The organism is Floridaenema fluviatile BLCC-F154, from assembly GCF_041929135.1.
In the GTDB taxonomy this organism is placed as follows: Bacteria; Cyanobacteriota; Cyanobacteriia; order Cyanobacteriales; family Aerosakkonemataceae; genus Floridanema; species Floridanema fluviatile.
On sequence record NZ_JBHFNS010000083.1, the window covers coordinates 1 to 12,197 of the forward strand.

Annotated in this window: 12 protein-coding genes; 4 read left to right on the plus strand and 8 right to left on the minus strand. The window is 42.1% G+C overall.

Annotation, left to right across the window (positions count from 1 at the left end; genetic code table 11):
* Both ACE1B6_RS22595 and ACE1B6_RS22600 read left to right on the plus strand, forming a co-directional pair.
* A partial coding sequence (locus ACE1B6_RS22595; protein WP_413256341.1) for a zinc ribbon domain-containing protein occupies nucleotides 1–208 on the plus strand: 208 nt, incomplete at its 5' end.
* 265 nt (nucleotides 209–473) lie between these two features.
* A complete protein-coding gene (locus ACE1B6_RS22600; RefSeq protein WP_413259531.1) occupies nucleotides 474–1,445 on the plus strand; it encodes a DUF1517 domain-containing protein in 972 nt (323 codons plus the stop codon).
* 281 nt (nucleotides 1,446–1,726) lie between these two features.
* On the opposite strand, the gene ACE1B6_RS22605 is transcribed toward ACE1B6_RS22600, so the two are convergent.
* From ACE1B6_RS22605 to ACE1B6_RS22640, 8 genes are all read right to left on the minus strand, one after another.
* Nucleotides 1,727–2,179 (minus strand): DUF29 domain-containing protein, encoded by a 453-nt coding sequence (locus ACE1B6_RS22605; protein WP_413259532.1) that lies wholly within the window; start codon nucleotides 2,177–2,179, stop codon nucleotides 1,727–1,729.
* A gap of 154 nt (nucleotides 2,180–2,333) precedes the next feature.
* The gene (locus ACE1B6_RS22610; RefSeq protein WP_413259533.1) at nucleotides 2,334–2,558 is read right to left on the minus strand and encodes a hypothetical protein; all 225 of its coding nucleotides are present in this window, start codon (nucleotides 2,556–2,558) and stop codon (nucleotides 2,334–2,336) included.
* A 32-nt stretch (nucleotides 2,559–2,590) separates the two neighbouring features.
* Nucleotides 2,591–3,403: an ABC transporter permease gene (locus ACE1B6_RS22615; protein ID WP_413259534.1), complete on the minus strand. Its 813-nt coding sequence runs from the start codon at nucleotides 3,401–3,403 to the stop codon at nucleotides 2,591–2,593.
* Between the two features lie 467 nt (nucleotides 3,404–3,870).
* Complete coding sequence (locus tag ACE1B6_RS22620) at nucleotides 3,871–5,649, minus strand: bifunctional serine/threonine-protein kinase/formylglycine-generating enzyme family protein (RefSeq protein ID WP_413259535.1); 1,779 nt, start codon at nucleotides 5,647–5,649, stop codon at nucleotides 3,871–3,873.
* Between the two features lie 425 nt (nucleotides 5,650–6,074).
* Complete coding sequence (locus tag ACE1B6_RS22625) at nucleotides 6,075–6,989, minus strand: ABC transporter permease (RefSeq protein ID WP_413259536.1); 915 nt, start codon at nucleotides 6,987–6,989, stop codon at nucleotides 6,075–6,077.
* 37 nt (nucleotides 6,990–7,026) lie between these two features.
* Entirely contained in the window at nucleotides 7,027–8,127 is a 1,101-nt protein-coding gene (locus ACE1B6_RS22630; protein ID WP_413259537.1) for an ABC transporter substrate-binding protein, read from the minus strand.
* A gap of 39 nt (nucleotides 8,128–8,166) precedes the next feature.
* A complete protein-coding gene (locus ACE1B6_RS22635) occupies nucleotides 8,167–8,568 on the minus strand; it encodes a hypothetical protein (protein ID WP_413259538.1) in 402 nt (133 codons plus the stop codon).
* Between the two features lie 89 nt (nucleotides 8,569–8,657).
* Nucleotides 8,658–9,791, minus strand: a complete 1,134-nt coding sequence (locus ACE1B6_RS22640) for an ABC transporter ATP-binding protein (RefSeq protein WP_413259539.1) — start codon at nucleotides 9,789–9,791, stop codon at nucleotides 8,658–8,660.
* Between the two features lie 46 nt (nucleotides 9,792–9,837).
* On the opposite strand from ACE1B6_RS22640, the gene ACE1B6_RS22645 reads away from it, so the two are divergent.
* Both ACE1B6_RS22645 and mrdA read left to right on the plus strand, forming a co-directional pair.
* A complete protein-coding gene (locus ACE1B6_RS22645) occupies nucleotides 9,838–10,032 on the plus strand; it encodes a hypothetical protein (protein ID WP_413259540.1) in 195 nt (64 codons plus the stop codon).
* A 9-nt stretch (nucleotides 10,033–10,041) separates the two neighbouring features.
* Entirely contained in the window at nucleotides 10,042–11,883 is a 1,842-nt protein-coding gene (gene mrdA, locus ACE1B6_RS22650) for a penicillin-binding protein 2 (RefSeq protein ID WP_413259541.1), read from the plus strand.
* The last annotated feature ends 314 nt before the right edge of the window (nucleotides 11,884–12,197 follow it).

A 12,197-nucleotide genomic window follows, 5' to 3' on the forward strand; every position in this document is an offset into this window, starting at 1 on the left:
AAAAAGAACTTTTAAGTGTGGCAATTGTGGGGTGGAAATTGAGCGAGATCTTAACGCCAGTATCAATCTAGAAAACTGGCATCCAGATATTGATTATCCTTTAACCGTCAGTTCGACGGGGTTAGCCTGTGGAGAATCTAATCAACTTAATGGCGCTGCTATTAAGGATTCTACGAAGCAGGAAGCAAACATCAGTCTACTTAGGTAGATTTGAGTAGGTTTTGCAGAACGGGTAGCTAATCTGCACCCAAAGTCCTAGTACGGTAATCTACCCAGCAATACGACCTCTGGTAAATGCCCAGGAAAGAGAGAACGCGATAAATTAGAAGAGTGTAAAGAAGTTGTAACAAAAAAGTGATTAATCAAAGAAGCTGTAGACAATGACTAAAGTTGTGACTAAGAACGACTAAAGTCGCTACTACGAACGTTAGTGTATTTCTTTGAGATGAAAGCTTTTTAAGAGGCTGGGTTATATGTACAAAAAACTACTTTCAGCTATGAAACCACTTGTCAAACCTCTGATTGTTGTTGGTCTGGTGCTCACCTTAGCATTAGGTCACGCTGATGGGGCTTTAGCCGCCCGGAGTGGTGGGCGCATTGGTGGTGGTTCTTTTGGTGTCCCTAGCCGCACTTATTCTGGGCCTCGCAGTTATGCACCTGGGCCTTCTGGAGGATATTATCCTTATGGTGGTGGCGGTTTTGGATTTCCGTTCCTAATTCCATTTTTTGGATTTGGGGGCGGTTTTGGTGGTTTGTTTACCATCATTATCTTTTTAACTTTGGCTAACTTTTTGGTACAAACCTTCCGTCGCGTTACCTTTGGTGAATCTGAAGAGTTAGGATATTCTAGCAACCCCAATGTATCTGTAGCGAAATTGCAAGTTGGTTTGTTGGCGAATGCGCGGAGTTTGCAAGCCGAACTAAATCAAATAGCTGAAAAAGCAGATACAGGTTCTCCTGAAGGTCGCGCCGAAGTAATCCAAGAAGCTACATTAGCTTTATTGCGCCATCCTGAATACTGGGTTTATGCAGGTGCGGAAAGTCAACAAGCACGTTTAGCTAGTGCGGAAGCGCAATTTAATCGCTTTTCCTTAGCAGAACGGAGTAAGTTCACCTCTGAAACTCTGTCTAATATGAATAACCTGTTGAAGCAAGGGACTCCGAATGCTGCTTTACCAGGTGGTGAAACTTCTGGTGCTTTGGTAGAAACACAACAAGAGTCAGGTGAATATATTGTGGTGACTCTGTTAGCGGCTACTTTGGGCAAAGTGGAATTACCAAAAGTGAATAGTTCAGAAGATTTACGTCAAGCTTTGCGTTTGTTTGGTGGTATTCCCGGAGATCAATTGTTAGCAATGGAAGTTCTCTGGACTCCCCAAGCAGAAGGCGATACTCTTTCTTCTGATGACATGATTGCCGAATATCCGAATTTGAAATTGATTTAATTTGGGTTTTTGTGAATCGCTAATTTGATCCCCCCTACCCCCCCTTACCAAGGGGGGAACTTTTTTCAAAGTCCCCCTTATTTAGCCTTCAAAGTCCCCCTTATTTAGCCTTCAAAGTCCCCCTTATTTGGCCTTCAAAGTCCCCCTTATTTGGCCTTCAAAGTCCCCCTTATTTAGCCTTCAAAGTCCCCCTTATTTAGCCTTCAAAGTCCCCCTTATTTAGCCTTCAAAGTCCCCCTTATTAAGGGGGATTTAGGGGGATCAAATCAGGGTTATGTAAATTAACAATTAGGAAACCAATGTTTATCAAGTAATTGTTCCAGAGAATAAGGACATTGTTCGGGTAGAGAAGTAAGTTGAGTTTTTTTATGGACAATCAATAAAGCATTTTGGTAGATTTTGGGCAATTCATCTGCTAAATAATTTCGTAAATTAGTGGTAAGTTTATCTTCTAACTGAACCCTAAAAGTAATAATCTCTGCCGCCCAGTGATTGGCGTTTTTCTCTTTTTCTAATTGCCAAAATTGATACAGCATTAGATGAATAATAATCTGTAATAGCAAACTTTTAACAGCATTTCTTTCGCTGCGTCCCAATGCTTCCAACTCCTCAATTAAATTGTCATAATCTAAGTTTTCTAAGTCACGGTTTTTGAGTAGCTTAACCATTTCTGTTAACCAGCGATCGTACTCATTTTCATAAAGTTGTTTTAGATTTAGTATTTTAGTTTCCATATCATTTTTTTAGCTGGTTTTTTTGTACTTTAATATTGAGATATTGCAGGTTGAGGCAGAGTCTCTGTTTTTTCATTTAAAAGGATTCACAATTTCAAGTTGATTAGCAACCGATACAACCAGATATTCGAGTCTATAAAAATGACTTTATCACTCATAGACTGCGATCGTGAATTTCATCTCGTGTTAGTTGTTTGTGTCCTTTAACGCTAATTGGATTTTTGGCTAACTTATCCATAATTTTCCAATTTTGCTGCTGTTTGTTGTTAATCAAAACTATTACTTTCACTTGCTCATCATCTTGCAATTCCTGTTTGTATTCATCAGGAATTTGAATTTTTCCCTCTTTTACGATCGCTTGAAACTTCACTGCCTGCATTTACATTTCCCCTTTCTTTTAAATCAGTTACTTCATTGCTTCAGCCTTTTTTCCGCACTTTGGTAACGGATAGATTCAGCGAGGAAGAAAACAACGCCAGAAATCAAAATTAGGATGACACTGAGAGCATTAATATCGGGTTTAACACCTGTACGAATGCGGCTAAAAATTTCCATTGGTAAAGTAGTTGAACCGCTACCAGCAGTAAAACTAGCAATTAAAAAGTCATCTAAACTGAGGACGAAAGCGAGGAGACAGCCGGAGATGATTCCGGGCATGAGTTCGGGTAATAATACTTTTAAGAATGCTTCTCTGGGAGTTGCGCCTAAGTCGAGTGCAGCCTCTTCTAAGTGGGGGTCTAAATCTGCGAGGCGGGTAGACACAACTAATCCGACGTAGGCGAGACAAAAGACGACATGGGCGGCGACAATAGTCCAAATGCTGAGGCGGATTTGAACTACGGCGAGGAAGACTAGGGTGGCGACTGCGATCGCAATATCTGGAATAATCAAAGGCAGATAAGAAACCCCCCGATACAAACCCTTTCCCCGAAAGCGATACCGCGCCAAACCTACAGCCATCAAAGTTCCAATCACAGCCGCAATAGCCACCGAAGAAAAAGCCACAATCAAGCTATTCTGTACAGATGAGAGAATCCGCTGATCTCGAAACAGCTGTTGATACCACTTCAGCGTAAAACCTTCCCAACTAGCACTAAACCGAGACTCATTAAAACTAAATAAAGCTAGCACCAGGATAGGTAAATACATATACACAAACATCAGCAGCGAGAAAAGCAACTGCCAATAAAAGCGAGGTTTTTCCTGGGACTGTAGTTTAGGCATTAGCCCGTCTTCTGTTTCGTGCTTCACAACTTTCTAATTTACCGGATTGAGAGTTCTTTCTCTATTCTTAGATCTTGCACCGAAATTCGTATCCTGTGTTACGCGCAACCATAACACACCAAAAAAACCTCTTTTTTTCTCTTTCCTTCGTTCCCTTCGTGTCTTCGTGGTTCATTAAAAAAAGCTCATTTTGCTCTAAGTTATCTCAAATCGCTGACTTCTTGAGTAGCTATCCTTTTTGATTTGTGGGAAAGATTTTTTTTGAACCACGAAGACACGAAGGACACGAAGAAGAAAAAAGGGCTAAGGAGTCCTCACCACACAGACTAAGCGAAAACCGGAATCATACTAAATCCGGCTTCAATACCCCCATTATTCTTTAGTCCGCGTAGGCGGACTTTGTTTGTGTAGCAGCGATTTCAATCGCCCAATCATAAAGGGGGTAGCTTGGTAAAACCAGAAAAAAGCTAAGAAGTTCCGGCAAAACTATCAGCAGCTACTCGAAAACTATAAAGCCAAAACTTACTAAATGATTCATCCCAATCACGATTTGCACTACGACAACTCCAGGGATAATTGTTCCACAAAACCCCCCGTAACAGTCGTTTATTATAATCTCCACCATATTCCCACACGCTGCCATCATAAGGAGCATCATCATAACTATCATGCCAAGGATCGGCACACCATTCCCACACATTTCCGTGCATATCGTAAAGTCCAAAAGCATTCGGAGGAAATCTCCCCACTTCTTCGGTATAATTTCCGTGATAGTTTCCTAAATTAGCAGTAATTGTGTCGCCACAATAGAAAGGTGTGGTTGTTCCGGCGCGACAAGCGTATTCCCATTCTGCTTCGCTGGGTAATCGATAATTCTTACCTGTTTTTCGGGAAAGTCGTTCACAAAATTCTTGCGCTTCGTGCCAATCTACTTGTTCAACTGGTCGATTTGCTCCTTTAAAATAGGATGGGTCGGGATTTAAATCTAAATTTATTTTGGGTAAACTGGCGATAATTTCCCATTGTGCTTGAGTAACCACATATTTACCCAGGAAAAAAGGAGCAATTTTTACTCGATGTTGGGGTTTTTCGTTGGCGTAACCTTGATTTTTCGGTGAACCCATGATAAAAGTTCCACCGGGAATAAATACCATTTCTAATGTTATGCTTTTTCCTAATTCTTCAAGGAAAAATTCTGCTTGATGGCGTTCTGTTTTGAGTTTGTTTCCTTGTGCGTCTACGGTAATTACTTCAAATTGAAAAACCTGTAAGTTATTCCTCTGTTTAGCTTGAGGTTGCGGCGAATTTGGTTTTGCTGAATTTACCGAAAGCGGGTAATTCAAAATTTGTAAAACTTCTGCTGCTGACTGATATCTATCTTTTGGTAAATGCGCCAATAATTTATCTAAAACTTCCCCTAGTTGATTGCTAACTTTTACGCCTTTTTTCTGAAGATATTCCCGCCATAACCAACGTGCTTCATGAGAATTATATAATGGATCGTTAAGGTCGCCAAAAGTATCAGGAACGGGTAAGCATCCTGTTAATAACCGCACGCAAGTTGCACCTAAACTATATAAGTCGCTACCATAACAAGGATGACCTGACATTTGTTCAATTGCTGCGTATCCAAGGGTGTAAATTCCGGTTGCTGGTTTTGCTAAAATAGTCTGGGTTACTTGCTTTGCACCACCAAAGTCAATTAACATTAATTTCCCGTCTGTTTGGCGGCGAATTATATTGTCTGGTTTAATATCTCGATGAATGACTTTGTTTTCGTGAACGAATTGCAGTACTGGTAATAAGTCGGTTAAGATTTGCAATATTTGCTCTTCGCTAAATGTACTTTGTTGCAGTTCTTCTAATAAGGTTTTTCCTTGGATAAACTCTTCGACTAAGTAAAGGCGCTTTCCTTGTTCAAAGTAGGAAATCAGTCGGGGTATCTGGGGATGTTCGCCTAGTTCATACAGTCTTTTTGCTTCTTGTTTAAAGAGTTCTGCTGCTTTGTTTAGTGCTGCTGTTCCTTGCACTTGGGGGACAAATTGTTTAATCACACAAGGATCGTTTAATCTATCAATATCTTCTGCTTGATAGGTTCTGCCAAATCCTCCTTCGGCAATTAATCTGATTACCCGAAAACGGTTTCTAAACAATGCACCAAGGTTGTTTTTACCGCAGTAACTACAGAAGCGATTGCTGTCAGGGTTAAAGGGATTTGAGCAATTTGGATTTTGGCATATTTCCATAAGGTTAGCTACTCTTTTGCTGGGCAGAAAGGGGAATTACTTTCTACTTCACAGAGGTTTTTTAGTTAGAAAATTTAGTATATATGGGCGCACCTTTTCCATTATCTAGATAATATCATGTCAAGTGAGTTTTTACTAGTACCTAATTGTTAAGTTTTTCGGAAAAAATCGCTTTTTTTAGGGAAAGGGTGTGCGATCGCTCTTAATCCAAAAGCTCCGATTCTTCGCCAGGGAAAAAGTTAAAGTCCAATGCCTGATTTAATTCATAAGGGCATTCAGAATGATTCTATTAATTGATCTACATCTTCTAGCTGCGAAATTTCCGGTAACAAGCTTAATCCACTTCTGGGAGGCTCATGATCCAGTCGATAAACTGGAATAAATTTATGCCCAGTCCCCAGTCCCCAATCCCCAGTCCCTAATCCCTAACGCTGAGGAGTTGATTCACCAAATCGGATTAAAAGGCCGATCGCAATACTAACTGCCATAATTAATAACATACTCAAAGCTGACCCAAATCCCCAATTTTGTGTTGCGCCTAAAAATTGGTTATAAATCAGTCGAGAAACGGTCATACTAGAAGCACCACCGAGCAATTCTGGATCGATAAAATCGCCTAATCCGGTAATAAAAACTAGTAAAGAACCAGCGGCAATTCCGGGTAAAGTTTGCGGTATGGTAACTTTAGTAAATGTCTGAATTGGATTTGCACCTAAGTCTGCTGCTGCTTCTAATAATCTCCGGTCTAATTTTTCTAAAGAAGCATACAAAATTAATACCATGTAAGGTAATAATCCGTAACTCATACCGATCAAAACTGCTGTATCGGTGTAAAGAATATCTAATGGGGGAATGCCAATAGTACCAAGGATTGTGTTTAAAACTCCGCTGCGCCGTAAAATAGTAATCCAGGCATAAGTTCTTAACAAAGAAGAAGTCCATAAGGGTAAAACAAAGGCAACTAATAGGAGATTTCGCCATCTTTTTGGACTTAATAAGGCAATCCAATAAGCTACAGGAAATCCTAAAAGTAAGCAAATTATTGTGGTTCCGAAGGCTAAAAAGAGCGATCGCCCAATTACCCTCAAATATACTGGCTGAAATGCTTGAATATAGTTCTCAATTCCCGAAGGATTTACTACCTGTCCAGGTTTAATTCCCGGAACTAAACTTAATTCAAAAATTACCAGGGTAGGCAATACTAATAATAGTAATAACCATAACCCCGCAGGCCCTAATAGTACTAGAGGTTCCCACCAACGCTGACCAAGTTTTCCACTGGGACTTTTGACGGGGACAGGTTGGTTAGAACTGGGATTTACAGGAATTTGGGTAGACACGGTTTGATTGTAGGTTTGAGGTTTTCGATTGGAGATTTTAGCTGCTTCTTAGTCTAGTCCAGTAGTTTTCGTAAACTTCGCTGAACTTACCGACTGGCGTAATTCTTTCGGCTCTTTCTAACACTGATTCCGGGGGAAATAAGGTGTTATTTTTAGTAATTTTTTCTGGTAATTGTTTTAATGCGGTATTATTTGCTGTGGCAAAGTTTAAGGTTTCGGTAACTAATGCTGCCACCGAAGGTTCTAACATAAAATTAATCCAAGCATAACCTGCTTCGGGATTGGGTGCGCTTTTGGGAATTACCATTGTGTCTGTCCACAAGGATGTTCCACTGCGGGGAATGACATATTTTAAATCTGGGTTTTCTTCGATTACTTCCATTGCATCTGCTGAATAACCCATCGCAATTAATAAGTCTCCTGCTAAGATTTGTTCTTTCCAAGCATCGGTGGTAAAAGATGCGATCGCAGGTTTTAATTCTCGCAATTTCTCATAAGCTTGTCTCACTTCTTCGGGATTAGTTGAATTATAAGAATAACCCAGCGATCGCAAAGTCGCCCCCATCACCTCCCGCACATCATCCATTAAAGTCATGCGTTTAGATAGTAAATCTTTATTCTGCCACAAATAATTCCAATCTTCTGGGGGAGTTTGCAGTTTTTTGCTATTATAAATTAACCCGGTTGTTCCCCAACTCACAGGTACGCTGTGACGGTCTCCTGGGTCATATTCGGGATTTTTAAATTTGGGCATCAAATTATTTAAACCGCTAATGCGATCGCGGTCTAATTCTCGTAATAAACCCAGTTCTATCATTTGTCTGACCATATAATCAGAAGGATAAATAATGCTATAATCAGCACCACCACCTGCTTGAACTTTAGCTAACATTGCTTCATTAGAATCAAAAACATTAGCTACTGCTTCTATACCTGTTCTTTCGGTAAATTGATTCAGCAATTCGTTATTGGTGTAACCAGACCAAGTATAAATATATAACTTATTAGTATTACCTTTTTCCGTAGCAGCAGGTCTTACTTGAGCTAACGTCCAGCCACAACTTGAAAGAATGATTCCTGAAGTTGCTGCTACTGCGGTTTTGAGAAATTTACGTCGTTTTAGAACCAGACTTTTCATTGTTATTGGTGTAGATGGCGAGCGATTTTTTCTACTACTTTAACAGTAGCGCACTGATTGTTCTAAGGGTAAAGGTTCCCCAGTTTCCGCATCTGTATTTTGACAAGCAAACAGCATTTCCGGGGAAAGTTTTTCAAATTCTAAACGATCGTCAACTGATTTGAGAATATAGCCGCGGAGTTCCTTATAAGGTAAGCGAGTTAGCCGATCGATTTCCGCAGTAAAGGAACGTAAAATCAGAGAACCATAAGGATGACAACCTTGGCTAATTTTTCGGATAAACAAGCCTTTGATGTGAGGATCGTAACCATATTTTACTTCGTCTGCTTCCCTAGTTAAATCCACCACAAAACATTCTCCCTCACTGTTAAGGAAAGTAGCGATCGCTTTCCCCAAACAGTGAGATTCTAACTCTTGGAAAAATTGTTCTAATCCCAGCATTTTACTCTTTATCCTGATGAATTGGGCATCATTGAATCAGAGGAAGTTCTGGAGTTAATTTGCTAAAGTTTACTGAAATCGAGAGGCTTTTAATTATTGACTAAAGCCAGACAATCGTGAGTATTCCAATAAACATAGACAGGCTGATTTACATCTGGTAAAGTAGCGAAATTATTAGCTTGCATTACCGTCATGCGATCGCCAGAATCCAGTTCTACCAAACAATGAACATGAGTGCCCATATACATAACATTTTTTAACTGTCCAGCAAAACAGTTACTTTTCACACAAGGAGACTCAAAACTGAGTTTAATTTTTTCCGGTCGCACACTCACCACTACGGAATCTTGCGACTGAAAAACGGGAGTAGATTCCTGTTTTTGGACAAAGATTTTCATTTTATTATCCGTCAAAACTTGTAAATCTGAACCCTCACTAGCAATTACCCGACCGCGAAATAGATTAGTATCGCCAATAAAATCTGCCACAAAAGCAGTTTGGGGACGCTCATAAATTTCGCTAGGAGTACCAATTTGTTCGATTTTACCTTCGTGCATGACTGAAATCCGATCGGACAAACTCAAAGCCTCCTCTTGATCGTGAGTCACCATGACAAAAGTTAACCCCAAATCTTGATGAAGATTTGATAATTCTACTTGCATTTCTTTCCGCAGTTTCAAATCCAAAGCGCCCAAAGGTTCATCCAATAACAACACAGCGGGACGATTAACTAAAGCCCTAGCCAAAGCTACCCGTTGCTGTTGGCCCCCCGAAAGCTGAGTGGGAAAACGATTAGCATAAGATTCCATTTTGACTAATTTCAGCGCACCTTTGACGCGATCGGCAACCGCAGCCTTGGGAAGACGCTTAATTCGTAACCCAAAAGCCACATTTTCCCACACCGTCAAATGATTAAACAAAGCATAACTTTGAAATACCGTATTTACCGGACGGCGATAAGGCGGAACATGAGTCATCGACTGATTTTGAATCAACACCTCACCAGCAGAAGGCGACTCAAAACCAGCAATTAAACGTAAGGTAGTGGTTTTACCGCATCCAGAAGGACCAAGAATACTAAAAAATTCGCCTTGGTGGATATTCAAATCAACCCCGCGGACAGCAGTTTCTCCATTAAAAACCTTAAAAACCTTACGCAGTTCAACATCCAGCGCATTGTGAGTGTATTTAGCATCTTGATTCTGGACGGCAATTTGAGACATAATGGCGACTTCCTGTAGCGTTGCCTGAGTTACAAGTTAAAACAGAGTGAATCAGCTGATTCAATGGCAAAATAGTTCTTGGCTTATTTTGACATTCTGCCCTAAGCTAAAGCCAGATGCACAGCTGGTCAAAAATAAACAATGGGTGCTATTTCTTAAAAGTATTGTTTTGCTAGCGGCGATCGCTCCCGATCTAAATCTCAAATCATTAGGATTTTCGGCGTTTAACATCTGTGAATAATTCTGCTATATGGCTCTGATTCAGTCTTCCTCACTAGAAAACCAACTGAAAACTCGTACCGTAGGACGTAGTTACCAATCGCTAATTGTCATGTTAATTATCTCCCTGCTTCTCGTGGGAGCCCTTGGTAGTCGTATTGCTTACCTACAATTGGTAGAAGGAAAGCGCAACCGGGAATTAGCAGAAAACAACCGGATTCGTTTGATGCCCAAACAACCGGAACGCGGTAACATTTTCGATCGCAAAGGCAAAATTCTCGCTAGTAGCCGTCTAGCACGTTCAGTATACCTTTGGCCCCTAGTCAACAAAGAAACCCATTGGCCCAAAACCCGCCAACGCCTATCCGAGATTTTAGACATTCCCGAAGCAGATATTCAAAAAAGAGTTGCCGGAAGCGAAAACTCTTCCACCCTAATCAGAATTGCCAGAGATATTTCTCCCGAACAAATTACCGCCCTAGAAGAATCCAGAAATCAACTAGAAGGAGTCAGCGTTGATATTGAAGCCTTAAGGATGTATCCCCACGGCGAATTAGCGGCTCATGTACTCGGTTATACAGGAGAATTAAGCGATGTCGAACTCTACAAACGCCGCGGTCAAGGATACCGAATGGGAGATATTGTCGGGCAAATGGGAGCCGAATATGCCTTTGAACCCGCCTTACGGGGTACTTGGGGCGGTCAACAGGTGGAAGTAGACGGACGGGGGCAAATCGTCAGGATTTTGGGCGAAAAGCCCTCTACGCCAGGGAAAAACGTGCAATTAACCCTAGACGTGGAATTACAAAAGGCAGCAGAAGCGGTTTTAGGAGAACATAAAGGCTCAATCATCGCAATGGATCCTAGAAATGGGGCAATTTTAGCGATGGTTTCCCGTCCTGCTTTTGACCCAAACATTTTTTCCTCGCGCATTAACAAAGACACCTGGAGAAAAGTCCAAGCAAAAGATCATCCTTTTGTCAATCGATCGCTCCAAGCATTTCCCCCCGCCAGTACGTTTAAAATTGTCACCACAGCAGCGGCATTAGAATCAGGTAAGTTTTCCCCGTACACCGTGTTACCAACCTACCCAGCAATTAGGGTTGGGGGAATTTGGTTTGCAGATTGGAACCGCGCCGGATTTGGGCCCTTGGGATTTGTCGGAGCAATGAAGTGGAGTAGCGACACTTTCTTTTACCAAGTGGGGATGCGAGTTGGTGGGCCAACTTTGATTGATTGGACGAGAAGATTTGGCTTTGGGAGGGAAACAGGATTTGAGTTGAAAAAAGAAGAAGTTGCTGGTTTAGTCCCGGATAATCAGTGGAAACTGAAGCGGCTGAAATACGAATGGACGGTTGGTGATACTGTGAATATGTCGATCGGTCAAGGCTTCCTCCAAACCACACCTTTACAAGTAGCCGTCATGTTCGCCGTCCCTGCCAACGGTGGCTTTTTAGTCAAACCCCACATTCTCAAAGATAACGAAGAGTCGAAAAACTGGCGGGAATCATTAAACATGAAGCCCAAAACCGTGGAAGTCATCCACAAAGGTCTACGCGCCACCATCACCAGTGGCACAGGACAAGCCTTAAATGTGAAAACAATTCCGCCAGCGGCGGGCAAAAGCGGCACCTCCGAAGTCGGACATGGCAAAAAAGTCCACACTTGGTTCGGTGCTTATGCCCCAGAAGACAAGCCGGAAATTGTCGTAGTCGTATTTGGCGAACACTCCGGCGGCGGTGGCGGTAGTTTCGCCGCCCCCAAAGTCCTAAAAGTTCTAGAAGCCTACTTCAAACAAAAAGAAGCCGCCCAAGCAAAGGAAAAAGGCAAAGGAAAAGAAAGCAAAAAGCAAAAAGCAGAAGTTAGAAGGTAGGAAAGGGGCTTCAGGGGCAGAGGGGCAGGGGAGCAGAGGGGCAAGAAAACTTATTAACTCAAAACTCAAATCTCACTCCTCCTTGCCTCCTTGTCCTCTTGTCCTCCTATCCCCCCAGCCCCGCGGCCCCGCTGCGCCTCGGCCCCCCTGCCCCGCAGGGGCACGGGGCCCCGGGGCCCCCCCTCCACCCGCGGCCCCGCCCGCCCGGGGGCGTCTGAGTTGCCATCTCACACAACCCGTGCCCCCCCCCCCCCCCCCCCCCGCCCCTCGGCCCCTGAAGCCCCTTTCCTACCTTCTAACTTCTGCTTTTTGCT